The following is a 15,092-nucleotide window of genomic DNA, read 5'->3' as shown; positions in this document are numbered from 1 at the left end:
CGCCGCCCTGCGGGGCGTCGTCGTACAGGCTGCCGCCCTACTGGGCGTCGCCCTTCGTCAGCCGCGTGATCCCCGCGATCCGGTACGCGTCCGCCTCCTCCAGCGTCTCGTTCTCCAGCAGCGCTTCCGCCAGGGCGTTCAACTGCCCCCGGTGGTCCTGGAGTTTGCGGCAGGCCTCCTCGTAGCACTCGTCGACGATCCGGCGCATCTCGGCGTCGATCACGTCGAGGGTCTGCGGGGCGGCCGCGAGCCCGTACGCCTGCTGGGTGTCGCTGGGCAGGGCGGACAGCCGGCCCACCCGCTCGCTCATGCCCCAGCGGGCGACCATGGCGCGCGCGATGTTGCTGACCTGCTCGAGGTCGTTCTCGGCGCCGGTGGTGACGACGCCGTACACCACCTGTTCCGCGGCCATGCCGCCGAGGGCGCCGATGATGCGGCCGCGCAGATAGCCCTCGGAGTGTGCGTACCGCTCGACCTCGGGGGTCGACATCGTCACGCCGAGGGCCCGGCCGCGCGGCACGATGGTGATCTTGCGTACGGGGTCGGCGCCCGGCTGGAGCATGCCGAGGAGGGCGTGTCCGCTCTCGTGGTACGCGGTGCGCCGGCGGTCCTCCTCGGGCATGACCAGGGTGCGCTCGGCGCCCAGCTGCACCTTCTCCAGCGCCTCGGACAGGTCCGCGCCTGTCACCTGGTCCTGTTTGCGCTTGACCGCGAGCAGGGCGGCCTCGTTGGCGAGATTGGCCAGATCCGCACCTGTCATGCCCGGGGTCGTGCGGGCCACCTGGGTGAGGTCCACGTCCTCGGCGAGCGGGATCGCGCGGGTGTGGATGCGCAGGATGGCCTCGCGGCCGCCGCGGTCCGGCGGGGAGACGTTGACGACCCGGTCGAAGCGGCCGGGGCGGGTCAGGGCCGGGTCCAGGATGTCGGCGCGGTTCGTGGCCGCGATGACGATCACGCCCTCCGAGCCGGAGAAACCGTCCATCTCGGTGAGGATCTGGTTGAGCGTCTGCTCGCGCTCGTCGTGGCCGCTCACCGAGGCGCCGCCCCCGCGTGCCCGTCCGATGGTGTCGATCTCGTCGATGAAGATGATCGAGGGTGCCACTTTGCGGGCCTCGGCGAACAGCTCCCGGACGCGGGAGGCGCCAACGCCGACGATCATCTCGATGAACTCGGAGGCGGAGGCGGAGAAGAACGGCACGTCCGCCTCGCCCGCGACCGCTCGGGCCAGCAGGGTCTTGCCGGTGCCGGGCGAGCCGGCGAGCAGCACGCCGCGCGGCATCTTGGCGCCCATTCTGCGGTAGGCGTCGGGATGCTCCAGGAAGTCGACGACGTCGTCCAGCTCGCCCTTGACCTCGTCGATGCCGGCCACGTCGGCGAACGTCGTGCGCTGCTTGCCGGGCTGGAGCTCGACCGGCTTGGGCGGTGCCTTTCGGCCGAGCATGCCGCCCGCGCCGCCGAGCCCTGCGCCCATCCGCCGGGCGACGAAGATCCAGACGGCGAGCAGGAGCACGATCGGGATCAGGGAGAACAGCAGGTTGGACAGGACACCACGCTCCCGTACGACCGGCTGGGCGGTCACGGTCACGTCGTGGCGGTCCAGTTGCTGCCAGAGGTCGTCGTCCGCGAAGGCCGGCCGCTGGGTCTTGAACCGGGTGTAGTCGCCGTCGCCCTCGGGGTTGTCCCGGGCGCTCTTGAGCTCACCCTGGATCGCGTCGCCCTTGGAGTAGATCTTGTCGATGTTGCCGGCGTCGACCTGTCTGCTGAACTCCGTGTAGGAGATCGTCGGCTCGTTGCCCCGGTCGAGGTACGTCAGCCCGACATAGGCGAGAAGGAACACGATCACCGCGGTGAGGAACAGGCTCCACCAGCGACCGCGCATCCGTCGGCCACGGGGCCGCCCGGGCGGCTCGTCCGGTGTGCCCTCGGTGCGCCACGGCTGGTCAGGGGCCTTGCGTGGTGGCGCGGCATTGCTCATATCTGGACGTTACGGCAGATGCCGGGCCCTGGCATGCGCTGAGGGCGCCCCCCTCCGGAAGGGCGCCCTCATTGACGTACGCGATGGACTGCCGGCCCTTGAGCTCCTTGGGCTCTCGGGTCAGCCCATGAACTTCTTGAACTCGTCCGGCAGCTCGAAGTCCTGCCCGGCCTGCTGGCCCGGCACTCCGAAGGCGCCTCCGGCCTGAGCGGCGGCGGCCCTGCGGGCGGCCTCCTCCTGCTCCTGCTGCTTGCGCTTCATCGGGTTGCCGGAGCGCTGCTTGCCCTTGGCCTTCTTCGGCTGCTTCTTCGTACGGCCGGGACCGCCGCCCATGCCCGGCATCCCCGGCATACCGGGCATGCCGCCGCCCTGGGCCATGCGGGACATCATCTTGCGGGCCTCGAAGAACCGCTCGACGAGGTTCTTGACCGCGCTGACCTCGACACCGGAACCGCGGGCGATACGGGCGCGCCGCGAGCCGTTGATGATCGTCGGCTCCTGGCGCTCGGCCGGGGTCATCGACTTGATGATCGCGGCCGTGCGGTCCACGTCGCGCTCGTCGAGGTTGTTGATCTGGTCCTTGATCTGGCCCATGCCCGGGAGCATGCCGAGCAGCTTGCTGATGCTGCCCATCTTCCTGACCTGCTCCATCTGGGACAGGAAGTCGTCCAGGGTGAAGTCCTGGCCCTTCTTCGACGCCAGCTTGGAGGCCATCTTCTCGGCCTCGGCCTGGTCGAAGGTCTTCTCCGCCTGCTCGATCAGGGTGAGCAGGTCACCCATGTCGAGGATGCGGGAGGCCATCCGGTCCGGGTGGAAGGCGTCGAAGTCGTCGAGCTTCTCGCCGTTCGACGCGAACATGATCGGCTTGCCGGTGATCTGCCGGATCGACAGGGCCGCACCACCGCGGGCGTCACCGTCGAGCTTGGAGAGCACCACGCCGTCGAAGCCGACACCGTCGCGGAAGGCCTCCGCGGTGTTGACCGCGTCCTGACCGATCATCGCGTCGACGACGAAGAGGATCTCGTCCGGGGAGACGGCGTCGCGGATGTCCGCGGCCTGCTGCATCATCTCCTGGTCGATACCCAGACGGCCGGCGGTGTCCACGATCACGATGTCGTGAACCTTGGCCTTGGCGTGCTCGATGGAGTCCTTGGCGACCTTGACGGGGTCACCGACGCCGTTGCCCGGCTCGGGCGCGTATACGGCCACGCCCGCGCGCTCGGCGACGACGCTCAGCTGGTTCACGGCGTTGGGACGCTGGAGGTCGGCCGCGACGAGCAGCGGCGAGTGGCCCTGCTCCTTCAGCCAGCGGCCGAGCTTGCCGGCGAGGGTGGTCTTACCGGCACCCTGGAGACCCGCCAGCATGATCACGGTGGGCGGCTGCTTGGCGAAGCGCAGGCGGCGGGTCTCGCCGCCGAGGATGGTCACGAGCTCGTCGTTGACGATCTTCAGGACCTGCTGGGCCGGGTTCAGCGCCTTGGAGACCTCGGCGCCGAGGGCACGCTCCTTGACGTTCTTGATGAACGTCCGGACGACAGGCAGCGCCACGTCCGCTTCGAGGAGTGCGATACGGATCTCGCGCGCTGTGGCGTCGATGTCCGCCTCGGAGAGCCGTCCCTTGCCGCGCAGGTTCTTGAAAGTGGCTGAGAGGCGATCGGAGAGAGTATCGAACACGGCGCTCGCGGTCCTCGGGGTCGGTGGCAGCTGGGAATCGCCCTCCAGGGTATCCCGGCCGCGCAGGTTGCCGGGATCCCTCGGTTCAGAGGCTTTGAACAGGGTCTCAGCCCCGCAAGGTCTCCTCCACCTTGCGGGCCACGGCGGCCGCCTCCTCGCTGGGCAGCGGCGCTCCCTCGGGCCCTGTGACATAGAACGCGTCGACGGCGTTGGCACCCAGCGTGCTGACATGCGCACTGCGCATCCGCACCGCCGCGTCCTCCAGCGCCCGCCCGATCCGGAACAGCAGCCCCGGAGCGTCCTGGGCACGGACCTCGATCACCGTGGCCAGCCGGGACGCGGCCGGATGGACCGACACCCTCGGCGGCGGGGGCACGACACCCCGGCGGCGCGGATAGGCCGCGTCCCGCTCGGCGAGGCGGCCCGCGATGTCCAGGGAGCCGTCCAGGGCACGGACGAGGTCGGCGCGCAGCCGGGTGGCCTGCGGCAGGGAGCCGTACTCGGCGGCGACCCGCCAGTTCAGCAGCAGGACGGAACCCTCGACGCCGTCGGGCAGATCCAGGGCGCTCAGTTCCGCGGTGCGGACGGTCAGGCGGTGCATCGCCAGGACACCGGCCACCGCGGGCAGCACGCCCGGCTGGTCCGGAACGGCGATGAGGAGTTCCACGCCGAGCGGCTCGGGATCGCCCGAGGGCTCCTCCGTCGGCGGCTCGGTCTGCGCGCGCAGGGACAGCACGGGGCTGCCGGTCGCCATGGCCTCGATGGCGAGCCGCTCCTGCTCGGCGGTGGGTGCGGCGGCCTCGGGCTCCTCGAGGTCGTCCCCGGCGAGCACGGCCGCGACCCGTTTCACCAGGTCGGCGACGAGGGACCCGCGCCAGGACGACCACGCCGCCGGGCCGGTGGCCAGCGCGTCGGCCTCGGTCAGGGCGTGCAGCAGCTCCAGCGTGCCCTGCGAGCCGACCGCCTCGGCGACCGAACGCACCGTGGCCGGGTCCTCCAGGTCGCGCCGGGTGGCCGTGTCGACGAGCAGCAGGTGATGGCGTACGAGGGCGGAGAGCACGGCCACGTCGTCACGGTCGAAGCCGATCCGCGCGGCGACGTCCTTGGCGATGATCTCGCCGGCCACCGAGTGGTCGCCGGGCCAGCCCTTGCCGATGTCGTGCAGCAGCGCGGCGACCAGGAGGAGGTCGGGGCGGTGGACGCGGCGGGTGAACTCGGAAGCCCGCACGGCCGTCTCGATGAGGTGCCGGTCGACCGTCCAGATGTGCACGGCGTTGCGCTGCGGGCGGCAGCGCACCCGCTCCCAGTCGGGGAGGAGGCGGGTGATCAGGCCTTCGGCCTCCAGCGCCTCCCAGACGTCGACCGTGGGGCGGCCGGAGCCGAGCAGGGTCACGAGCTGCTCGCGCGCCTCGGCGGGCCAGGGTGTGGGCAGCGGGCGCACCGTGGCCGCCATGCGCCGTACGGCGTGGAGGGAGAGCGGGAGCCCGGCCTGCGCGGCGGCGGCCGCGGCTCGCAAGGGGAGCACGGGGTCGCGTTCGGGGCGTGCGGCACGGGCGAGCACCACCTCGCCGTCCTGCTCGACCACGCCCTCGGCGAGAGGTGACCTTTCAGCCGTGGGCTTCCCACCGCCCAGCATGGCGCGCAGTCGCGGCCGCACGGCGCGCGAGCGCAGTACGCGCCCCACTTCACGCCAGGTGACATCACTGGCGTACGAGATGACCCTCGCCGCCTCGTACACCTGCCGCAGCAGCGTGTCCGCGTCGAGCAGGCCGAGCTCAGCGGCGACCTGGTCCTGCTCCTGGAGCGAGAGCCGGTCGGTCGCGCGCCCGGTGGTCAGGTGCAGGGCGTCACGCACGTCGAGCAGCCGGCGCCGGGCGTCGTCGAGGCCCTCGCGCGGGGCGTCGGCCAGCCAGGAGGCGGCGACGGCGCGCAGGATGGTGGCGTCGCGCAGACCGCCGCGCGCCTCCTTCAGGTCGGGTTCCAGGAGGTACTGGAGCTCGCCCTGGCGCTCGGCGCGCTCGGCGGACAGCTCCTGGAGTTCGGGCAGCCGCTTGGGCGCCTGGTTGCGCCAGTCGGCGAGCACCGCCGTACGCAATCCGGCGGTGAGCCCCAGGTCGCCCGCGATGTGCCGGGCGTCGAGCAGGCCGAGCTGGACCTTGAGGTCCTCGCCGGCCGTCTTGCGGGCCTCGGCGGGCGTGCGCACGGAGTGGTCGAGGGCGAGGCCGAGGTCCCAGACCGGGTACCAGATGCGGTCGGCCAGGCCGGCCACCGCGCCGGGGTCACCGCCGTCGTGCAGCAGGAGCAGGTCCAGGTCGCTGCGCGGGGACAGCTCGCCACGGCCGTAGCCGCCGACGGCGACGAGGGACACTCCGCGCAGCCCCTCGGCGCCGGCGGCGAACAGGCCGGTCAGCCACTCGTCGGTCAGTTCCGCGAGGCCGGAACGGCGCGGCGGCCCGGACCGCGCCCCCTCCGTGAGGAGACGCAGCCGGGCCGCCGCATAGCCGCTGGGTCCCGAGTCCTCTGCATCCTTGGAAACGTCCGTGCTCGTCACCCAGCGACTCCTGTTCTGTTTCCCTGCCTCAGAGCGCGTCGGGCCCGCGCTCGCCGGTCCGGACCCGTACGGCCGTCTCGACCGGCAGGGACCAGACCTTGCCGTCACCGATCTTGCCGGTGCGGGCGGCCTTGACGATGACGTCGATCAGCTGCTCGGCGTCGTCGTCCTCGGCCAGGACCTCGATACGGATCTTCGGGACCAGGTCGACGGTGTACTCGGCACCGCGGTAGACCTCGGTGTGGCCCCGCTGACGACCGTAGCCGCTCGCCTCGGTGACCGTCAGGCCGTGGACCCCGAAGGCCTGGAGGGCTTCCTTGATCTCGTCGAGCCGGTGGGGCTTGACGACGGCGGTGATGAGCTTCATGCGTCCACCTTCTTGCTCGCGGCCGCGGCGACCGGGGCCTGGGCGACGGTCCGGGCGGCACCGCCGCCGGCGCCACTGAAGTCGTATGCGGTCTCGGCGTGCTCGGCCTGGTCGATACCGGCCACCTCCTCGTCCTCGGTGACCCGCATCCCGATGGTCTTGTGCAGGACGAACGCGAGGAGCGCGGAGACGACCAGCGAGTAGGCGAGGACACCGCCGACACCCGCGAGCTGCTTCCACAGCTGGTCGAAGCTGTGGTCGCCGTAGAAGACGCCCGTGGCCTCGGACTGGCCCTTGCCGCTGGCGAAGAAGCCGATCAGGATCGAGCCGACGACACCGCCGACCAGGTGGACACCGACGACGTCGAGCGAGTCGTCGTAGCCGAACTTGTACTTCAGGCCGACGGCCAGGGCGCACAGGAGACCGGCGATGGCGCCGACGGCGATGGCACCGATCGGAGTGACCGAACCACCGGCCGGGGTGATCGCGACCAGACCCGCGACAGCACCGGAGGCGGCGCCGAGCGTGGTGAACGCACCGTGGCGGATCTTCTCGTAGATGAGCCAGGCCAGCATGGCGGCGGCGGTGGCGACCTGCGTGTTGACGAACATCAGAGAACCGACGCCGTCGTCGTTGCCGAGCCAGGAACCGGCGTTGAAGCCGAACCAGCCGAACCACAGCAGGCCCGCGCCGAGCATGACCAGCGGGAGGCTGTGCGGACGCATCGGGTCCTTCTTGAAGCCGACGCGCTTGCCGATGACCAGGATCACGCCGAGCGCCGCGGCACCCGCGTTGATGTGGACCGCCGTACCGCCGGCGAAGTCGATCACGCCCATGTCGAAGGCCCAGCCGCCGTCGGCCCAGACCCAGTGGGCGACCGGGAAGTAGACGACCGTGGCCCACAGCGCGATGAACAGCGCCCAGGCCGAGAACTTCACGCGGTCCGCGAGGGCACCGCTGATCAGGGCGGGCGTGATGATCGCGAACATCAGCTGGAAGACGAAGAAGACCAGCAGCGGGATGTTGTACGTCGTCTCGCCCAGGACCCACAGCTGGCCCTTGTCGACGCCGCTGAGGCCGACCCAGTCGGAGGTCCAGCCGATGAGGCCGCCGGAGTCCTTGCCGAAGGCGAGGGAGAAGCCGTACAGCACCCACAGGATGGTGACGATCCCCAAGCTGATGAAGCTCATCATCAGCATGTTCAGGGTGCTCTTGACGCGGACCATGCCTCCGTAGAAGAAGGCCAGGCCCGGGGTCATGAGCATCACCAGGGCGGAACAGATGAGCATGAAGCCTGTGTTGGCGGGCGACAGCTCTACCTTGTCTGCCGCCATCATGATGGCTGGTGCCATCGGCGTCTCCTCGTCATTGGTACGGCCCCGTGCGGGCGAAGCCTGAGCGGATTGAGGGGTGGGCCGGTTATGCGCCAAGAGATTGGCGCAGCGCCGTTTCGGTGAAAGCCCCTCGTTGTTTCGCCGCCGTGACGAAGGCGCCTCGTGTGTTACGCCTCGATGAACTGCCGGATTGTGGGCGAGCCGATCGTTATCTTGGCGCAACCTTCGATGGGGGACAGAGAACCGGCCGCGGTCGGCCTTCCGATGACCTGGCATGGGGGAGCCGAGTCGGGCAGTTCGGGAGGGCCGGCCGCGGCCGGGGTTCGGGGGTGGCCCCGCGTCGGCACGCGAAGCTCAGACCGCCTCCGCGGTCTCCGGGAGCTCGACGGCGAGCTTGTCCGTCAGGTCCACGACCTCGGCGAGATCCCCGAAGTCGCGTGCCGCCGTGTCGACCGTCTTTCGAATACGAGTGTTGACGCGCTCCGAGCGCACCTTTTTGGCGATGCGCATGGCCTGCTCGGCATGGACCGCGCTCTGCTCGGGCTCCTTCTGGAGCAGATGCACCGTGGCCATGCCGATGAGGTTCAGTGCGTACGACCGCTGGTGCTCGGAGTCCGTCGCGAAGAGGTCGACGGCCTGCTGCATCAGCGGCTCGGCGAGCGAGGCGTACGTGGGGCTGCGGCCGGCGACATAGGCGAGGTCACGGTAGGAGTGGGAGTTCTCGCCGTAGAGCTCGGCCTCGGAGAAGAAGCGGATCCAGTCGGGGTCGGGCTCGTCCCAGTCCACGGCCTCGGCGAAGGTGTCCTCGGCCATCCGGACGGCCCGCTTGCACTTGCCGGGCTGGCCCATGTTGGCGTAGGCGCGGGCCTCCATCGCATACAGCATGGACTGGGTGCGCGGGCTCGCGCAGTCCCGGCTGCCGTACTGCGCGAGGTGGATCAGCTCCAGGGCGTCGTCGGGCCGGCCGAGGTGGATCATCTGGCGGCTCATGCTGGACAGGATGTAGGAGCCGAGCGGCCGGTCGCCCGCCTCCTTGGCGGCGTGCAGCGCGAGGACGAAGTACTTCTGCGCGGTGGGCTGGAGCCCGACGTCGTACGACATCCAGCCGGCCAGCTCCGCCAGCTCGGCGGCGACCTTGAACAGCTTCCTGGTGGTGGCCTCGGGATGCGGTTCCTGGAGCAGATCGGTCACCTCGTGCAGCTGGCCCACGACGGCCTTGCGACGCAGGCCGCCGCCGCACTGCGCGTCCCACTGCCGGAACATCACGGTGGTGGACTCCAGCAGGTCCAGCTCCGGCTTGGACAACCGGCCACGCGCGCGTGAGGACGGGACGGGCCGGGGCTCCTGGTACGGGGCGGGCGGCGCGGGGACCAGCCAGCGCTGCATCGGCTCGATGAGGGCCGGGCCCGCGGACAGGGCCAGCGAGCTCCCGAGGAAGCCGCGCCGCGCCAGCATCAGGTCGCTGCGCGAGAACTCGCTGAGCAGGGCCACCGCCTGCGGGCCCGTCCAGGGCAGGTCGACACCGGACACGGAGGGTGACTGCCGGGCGGCGCGCAGGCCCAGGTCCTCGACGGAGACGACGCAGCCGAACCGCTCGGAGAACAGCTCGGACAGGATTCGCGGGATCGGCTCGCGGGGGTTCTCACCGTCGAGCCAGCGGCGCACGCGGGAGGTGTCGGTCGAGATGTGGTTGGCACCCAACTGGCGGGCGCGGCGGTTGACTTGGCGGGCGAGTTCGCCCTTCGACCAGCCGCTGCGCACGAACCAGGACGTGAGCAGCTCGTTCGGGCGCTTGTCAGCGTGCGATGCGCCACCAGCACTCGTACCGCTTCCGCTGTTGCCGCTCACTGGAACGCCCCCATCCCTTGGACCACTTGTCACCGAGTGCGCCAAGCCCTATCAGAATGCCGGTAAATACAGTCGTCCGTCCGGCACTTGTCACCCTTCGAACGGAAAGCCGACTTGCCTCCGGCATACCCACGAGTGCATGTGCCCCGAGGGTTCATGCACACACGGTAATCCTACGATCACGCCTCCAGCCACGGCGATCCCGGAAACGCCACCATTCGCCACCCCTTCGAATGAACTAACGGCCGCCTCCACACGATTCACTTGACATAGGACGGCCGGAAGCGGGCGGAGCGAAGCACTTGGAGGCGCGTGTCGCCGAGTCCACAACCCTGGGCACTTCCAAGCGCCGCGTGAGCCGAGCGGCGTCAGAGGGTAACCGGCCACCCAAGAACACACAGGGTCACGTTCCGCATCCGCGCCGTAACCACCCGCGCGCTGGACCCGTTGGAGGGGGCATGGGCTTCACGATCGGCGGCATCCGGGAGATCCGATCCGGCGCGCGTCGACGCGGCCGCTCCTCGGAGTGCACCGCCGTCGCCGAGTTCACCGGACTGTGGGGCTGGGACGTGGTGCCCGGCGCGCGGGCCGCGGCGGGCGCCTGTTCATGCGGCCGCTCCGACTGCGGCGCGCCCGGCGCACACCCCCTCGACTTCGCGCCCCCCGTCCCGGCCGGGGCCACGCTCGATGACGTCAGCAAGGCGTGGTCGGAGTTCCCGGGCGCCTCGGTGATGCTGCCCGTCGGGCAGGCGTTCGACGTGATCGAGGTGGCCGAGCCCGCCGGTCGCCGCGCGCTGGCCCGGCTCGAACGCATGGGACTCCCCCTCGGCCCGGTCACCGCCACCCCCGAGGGCCGCGCCCACTTCTTCGTCGCCCCGGGCGCCGCCGCCGAGCTCCCCGAACTCCTCTACCGCCTGGGCTGGGACGACCCGACCCATCTCGACCTGCGCGGCCTCGGCCCCGGCACGTCCATCACGGCCCCGCCCTCCGACCGGGGCGGACTGGGACCGGTGCGCTGGCTGAGGCCACCGGAACTGGACACGGCTTCGAAGCCGCCGGCGGCGCGGTTGCTGCTGGGGACGTTGGCGTACGTGGCACACCGGTCGCGGGCGTAAGCCAGGGGCACAACCGTCACAGGCGTATACAGCGAAGCGCCCGTCCCCCAACTGCACCTTGGGAGGCGGGCGCTTCTTCGATAGAGCACTTACGAAAGTTCGTAGGTGAGGTGGGGTCACTCCCCGATAAGGGCGTCAACGAACGCCTCCGGCTCGAACGGAGCCAGGTCGTCGGCGCCCTCGCCCAGCCCGATCAGCTTCACCGGGACGCCCAGCTCGCGCTGTACCGCGACCACGATGCCGCCCTTGGCCGTGCCGTCGAGCTTGGTGAGGACGATGCCGGTGATGTCGACGACCTCGGCGAAGACGCGGGCCTGGACCAGTCCGTTCTGCCCGGTCGTCGCGTCCAGCACGAGCAGGATCTCGTCCAGCGGCGCGTGCTTCTCGACGACGCGCTTGACCTTGCCGAGCTCGTCCATGAGGCCGGTCTTGGTGTGCAGGCGCCCGGCGGTGTCGATGAGGACGACGTCGGAGCCCATCTCCTTGCCCTCCTTCACCGCGTCGAAGGCGACGGAGGCGGGGTCGCCGCCCTCCGGCCCGCGCACGGTGTAGGCGCCGACGCGCTCGCCCCAGGTCTGGAGCTGGTCCGCGGCGGCGGCACGGAAGGTGTCGGCGGCACCGAGGACCACGCTGCGGCCGTCGGCGACCAGGACTCGGGCGAGCTTGCCGGTGGTGGTGGTCTTGCCGGTGCCGTTGACACCGACGACCATCACGATGCCGGGCTTGCTGGTCTCCGGCTCGGTCTTGACCGTGCGGTCGAAGTCGGTGCCGACCAGCTTGAGCAGCTCCTCACGCAGCAGGCCGCGCAGCTCGGCGGGCGTGCGGGTGCCGAGCACCTTCACGCGCTCGCGCAGGCCGTCGACGAGCTCCTGGGTGGGGGCCACACCGACGTCCGCGGTGAGCAGTGTGTCCTCGATCTCCTCCCAGGTGTCCTCGTCGAGGTGCTCGCGCGACAGGAGCGTGAGCAGCCCCTTGCCGAGGGCGTTCTGCGAGCGGGAGAGCCGGGCGCGCAGGCGGATCAGGCGGCCGGCGGTGGGCTCCGGGACCTCGATCTCGGTCGGCGGGAGCTCTTCGACGACGGGCGGTTCCTCGACGGCGACCCCGGTCGAGCCGTCGGGAAGGTCCACCTCCTCTATGGTCCGGCGCTCTTCGTCGCGCGGTGTCTCGGCCTCGTCGCCGACGTGCGGCTCGGCCGGTGGGGCGGTGATGTCGGGGGCGGCGGGCGGCGGCGGGGGCAGCTGCTTCTTACGGCGGGTGCCGACGATGAGCCCGCCGAGCGCGCCGAGCACGACCACGGCGATGACTACAGCAAGGATGACGATGTCCATAACCCGTCCAGTATCGGCCATGGAGCCCGGCGACACCCCTCTGGATGTCTGACACACCGTCAGCTAACGTCCGCCTTCACACCCGCCCGGTGAAGGGGGACCCCCATGCCCGTCACGGTCGTACGTTTCAACCTCGTCGAGCCCGACGCCACCCCCGCATCCCTCGCCGCCCGCTACCGGGCGGCCCTGGAGATGGCGGCCTACGCCGACGAGCACGGCATCACCACCGTGCAGACCGAGGAGCACCACGGCGCCGCGAACAACTGGCTGCCGTCGCCGTTCGGCTTCGCCGCCGCGGTCTTCGGCGCGACCAGGCGTCTCGCGGTCACCGTCTCGGCGATCATCGGTCCGCTGCACGACCCGCTGCGGCTCGCCGAGGAGATCGCCGTACTGGATCTGCTGAGCGGCGGGCGGCTGGTGACGGTCGCCGGGATCGGGTACCGGCCCGAGGAGTACGCCCTGTTCGACGTGGAGTGGAAGCGGCGCGGCAAGCTCCAGGACGAGCTGCTGGAGACGCTGCTTAAGGCGTGGACCGGCGAGGAGTTCGAGTACCGGGGCCGTACGGTACGGGTCACTCCGCGCCCCTACACCGATCCGCATCCGCTGCTGCTGGTCGGCGGCTCCTCGAAAGCCGCCGCGCGCCGGGCCGCCAGGCTCGGCCTGCCGTTCTTCCCCAGCGCGCATCTGCCGGAGCTGGAGGCGTACTACAAGGAGCGGCTCGTCGAGTACGGCACCGAGGGCTGGACGATGATGCCGGCGGCGGAGACCCCGCTGCTGCACATCGCCGAGGATCCCGACCGGGCGTGGGCCGAGCACGGTCGCCACTTCCTGCACGAGGCACGGACGTACGCCTCCTGGCAGTCCGGCGACGTGCGCTCGGCGGTGAAGTCGGCGGCTACGACGGTGGACGAGTTGCGTGCCGAGGGCGTGTACCGGATCGTGACGCCGCAGGAGTGTGTGGCGCTGGGGTTCGACAACTATGTGCTGCACCCCTTGTCGGGCGGGATGCCGGTGGAGGAGGGATGGCGGAGCCTGCGGCTGTTCGCGCAGGAGGTGCTTCCGGCGCTGGCGGACTGACCGGGTTGACCTGCGCCGATACCCGGGGAACACCGTCGCCGAACTCCTGCGGGAGGTCGCACTGTTGCGGGCGAACCTGGAACTGATCGCCGCCACCACGCGCCGGCCGCGGGAACTCCCGGAGCACCTGAGCCGGATCCGGCTGCGGCTGCGGCTGCGGCTGCGGCTGGGCAACATCGAGGCGACCGCCCTGCGCGCACAGGAGCTCGGGGCCGGCGTCCTGATCTGGTGATCCGCGCGGGGATCGGTGCCGTGATCCGTGCCGTGGCGTACGAAGACCGCCGCCCCGGCTCGGGCAGTGGCCGAGCCGGGGCGGCGGCGGGGTTACGGGAGGAGGGGCAGCGGGGACTTGGCCCTTCCCCCCGAGTCCGGGGGCCGGTCAGCCCATCTCCTCCAGCTTCTTGCCCTTGGTCTCGGGCACGAACTTGAGGATGAACGGGATGGAGAGGAAGGCGAACACCGCGTACATGACGTAGGTGAGCGACAGGTTCCAGTCCGACAGGTCCGGGAAGGTGATCGTGATGACCCAGTTGGCGATCCACTGGGCCGAGGCGGCCACGCCCAGGGCGGCGGCGCGGATCTTGTTGGGGAAGACCTCGCCGAGCATGACCCAGACGACCACGCCCCAGGACATGGCGAAGAAGAGGACGAACGCGTTGGCGGCGATCAGCGCCACGTAGCCCTGCGCGGTGGGCAGCGGGTCGTTGCCGTTCTGGAAGGAGAAGGACCAGGCGGCCGCGGCGAGCGAGATGCCCATGCCGATGGAGCCGATGAGGGCGAGCGGCTTGCGGCCGATGCGGTCGACGAAGATCATCGCGATCACGGTGCCGATGATGTTGATGATCGAGGTCTCGAACGAGTAGAAGAACGAGCTCGACGGGTCGACGCCGACGGACTGCCACAGCAGGTTCGAGTAGTAGAAGATGACGTTGATGCCGACCAGCTGCTGGAAGACGGAGAGGCCGATACCGATCCACACGATCGGCAGGAGACCGAAGCGGCCGCCCAGCAGGTCCTTGAACGTGGACTTGTGGTCGCTGCGCATGGCCTGGTCGATCTCGGCGACCCGGGCGTCCAGGTCGACGCCGCCCTCGACGTCGGCGAGCACCTTCTTCGCGTCGTCGACGCGGCCGACGCTGATCAGATAGCGCGGGGACTCGGGGATGGCGAAGGACAGCAGGCCGTAGATCACGGCGGGCACAAGCATCACGCCGAGCATCCACTGCCAGGCCTCCAGGCCCGCGACCGTGCCGCGCTCCTCGCCGTCGGCCATGTTGAGGATGGCCCAGTTGGCGAGCTGGGAGACGGCGATGCCGATGACGATGGCGGCCTGCTGGAACGAGGCGAGCCTGCCTCGGTACGCGGGCGGGGCGACCTCGGCGATGTAGGCCGGGCCGATCACCGAGGCCATGCCGATGGCGATACCGCCGAGGACACGCCAGGCGGCGAGGTCCCATGCGGCGAACGGGAGGCCGGAACCGACGGCGCTCACGGCGAACAGCACCGCCGCGATCTGCATGACGCGGATCCGGCCGATGCGGTCGGCTATGCGTCCTGCGATGGCGGCGCCCACGGCACTGCCGAGCAGGGCGCTGGCGGCGACGGTCCCGGTGACGCCGGAGCTGAGGTCGAACCGGGCCTGGATGCCGCCGTTGGCTCCGTTGATCACGGAACTGTCGTAACCGAACAGGAAGCCGCCCATGGCGGCCGCCGCGGTGATGAAGACGACGTGCCCGAGATGTTCGGGGTGAGCCGTCCTGGCTCCTGACGTGGATGCCTGCGCTGTGCTGGTCACGTGTACTCCTCGGGCCACCGGCAACGCT

11 protein-coding genes are annotated in these 15,092 nt (G+C 70.5%); 3 read left to right on the top strand and 8 right to left on the bottom strand.

Annotated elements, in window-relative coordinates:
- Positions 1–37: 37 nt before the first annotated feature.
- The 6 genes from ftsH to KUM44_RS42490 form a co-directional block, all read right to left on the bottom strand.
- Positions 38–1,975 (bottom strand): ATP-dependent zinc metalloprotease FtsH, encoded by a 1,938-nt coding sequence (ftsH, locus tag KUM44_RS42515; protein ID WP_217215106.1) that lies wholly within the window; start codon positions 1,973–1,975, stop codon positions 38–40.
- 120 nt (positions 1,976–2,095) lie between these two features.
- Positions 2,096–3,649 (bottom strand): signal recognition particle protein, encoded by a 1,554-nt coding sequence (gene ffh / locus KUM44_RS42510; RefSeq protein WP_217215105.1) that lies wholly within the window; start codon positions 3,647–3,649, stop codon positions 2,096–2,098.
- Positions 3,650–3,755: 106 nt separating this feature from the next.
- Positions 3,756–6,200 (bottom strand): [protein-PII] uridylyltransferase, encoded by a 2,445-nt coding sequence (locus tag KUM44_RS42505; protein WP_217215104.1) that lies wholly within the window; start codon positions 6,198–6,200, stop codon positions 3,756–3,758.
- A 28-nt stretch (positions 6,201–6,228) separates the two neighbouring features.
- Complete coding sequence (locus KUM44_RS42500) at positions 6,229–6,567, bottom strand: P-II family nitrogen regulator (protein ID WP_003997576.1); 339 nt, start codon at positions 6,565–6,567, stop codon at positions 6,229–6,231.
- The gene (locus KUM44_RS42495; RefSeq protein ID WP_217215103.1) at positions 6,564–7,919 is read right to left on the bottom strand and encodes an ammonium transporter; all 1,356 of its coding nucleotides are present in this window, start codon (positions 7,917–7,919) and stop codon (positions 6,564–6,566) included. Before KUM44_RS42495 ends, KUM44_RS42500 begins: the two co-directional genes overlap by 4 nt.
- Positions 7,920–8,255: 336 nt before the next feature.
- Positions 8,256–9,749 (bottom strand): hypothetical protein, encoded by a 1,494-nt coding sequence (locus KUM44_RS42490; RefSeq protein ID WP_217215102.1) that lies wholly within the window; start codon positions 9,747–9,749, stop codon positions 8,256–8,258.
- A 458-nt stretch (positions 9,750–10,207) separates the two neighbouring features.
- On the opposite strand from KUM44_RS42490, the gene KUM44_RS42485 reads away from it, so the two are divergent.
- Complete coding sequence (locus tag KUM44_RS42485) at positions 10,208–10,864, top strand: bifunctional DNA primase/polymerase (protein ID WP_217215101.1); 657 nt, start codon at positions 10,208–10,210, stop codon at positions 10,862–10,864.
- 116 nt (positions 10,865–10,980) lie between these two features.
- On the opposite strand, the gene ftsY is transcribed toward KUM44_RS42485, so the two are convergent.
- A complete protein-coding gene (gene ftsY, locus KUM44_RS42480; protein ID WP_217215100.1) occupies positions 10,981–12,192 on the bottom strand; it encodes a signal recognition particle-docking protein FtsY in 1,212 nt (403 codons plus the stop codon).
- A 105-nt stretch (positions 12,193–12,297) separates the two neighbouring features.
- Between ftsY and KUM44_RS42475 the strand changes: the two genes are divergently transcribed.
- Both KUM44_RS42475 and KUM44_RS42470 read left to right on the top strand, forming a co-directional pair.
- Complete coding sequence (locus KUM44_RS42475) at positions 12,298–13,269, top strand: LLM class flavin-dependent oxidoreductase (RefSeq protein ID WP_217215099.1); 972 nt, start codon at positions 12,298–12,300, stop codon at positions 13,267–13,269.
- A 64-nt stretch (positions 13,270–13,333) separates the two neighbouring features.
- Positions 13,334–13,501, top strand: coding sequence for a hypothetical protein (locus tag KUM44_RS42470; RefSeq protein ID WP_254390907.1), 168 nt, complete (start codon positions 13,334–13,336; stop codon positions 13,499–13,501).
- Between the two features lie 147 nt (positions 13,502–13,648).
- Here the strand turns inward: KUM44_RS42470 and KUM44_RS42465 are convergent, their stop codons facing one another.
- On the bottom strand, positions 13,649–15,064 hold the full coding sequence (locus tag KUM44_RS42465) for a sugar porter family MFS transporter (RefSeq protein ID WP_217215098.1): 1,416 nt from the start codon (positions 15,062–15,064) through the stop codon (positions 13,649–13,651).
- Between the last annotated feature and the right edge of the window lie 28 nt (positions 15,065–15,092).

The organism is Streptomyces sp. AC550_RSS872 (assembly GCF_019049285.1).
Taxonomy (GTDB): Bacteria; Actinomycetota; Actinomycetes; order Streptomycetales; family Streptomycetaceae; genus Streptomyces.
This window is presented reverse-complemented; position numbering and strand designations above follow the sequence as displayed.

Bases quoted from the DNA above. Each gene is read 5' to 3' on its own strand.
- KUM44_RS42475 (WP_217215099.1), top strand. From the start codon at position 12,298: ATGCCCGTCACGGTCGTACGTTTCAACCTCGTCGAGCCCGACGCCACC.
- KUM44_RS42485 (WP_217215101.1), top strand. From the start codon at position 10,208: ATGGGCTTCACGATCGGCGGCATCCGGGAGATCCGATCCGGCGCGCGT.
- ftsH (WP_217215106.1), bottom strand. From the start codon at position 1,975: ATGAGCAATGCCGCGCCACCACGCAAGGCCCCTGACCAGCCGTGGCGC.
- ftsY (WP_217215100.1), bottom strand. From the start codon at position 12,192: ATGGACATCGTCATCCTTGCTGTAGTCATCGCCGTGGTCGTGCTCGGC.
- KUM44_RS42500 (WP_003997576.1), bottom strand. From the start codon at position 6,567: ATGAAGCTCATCACCGCCGTCGTCAAGCCCCACCGGCTCGACGAGATC.
- KUM44_RS42495 (WP_217215103.1), bottom strand. From the start codon at position 7,919: ATGGCACCAGCCATCATGATGGCGGCAGACAAGGTAGAGCTGTCGCCC.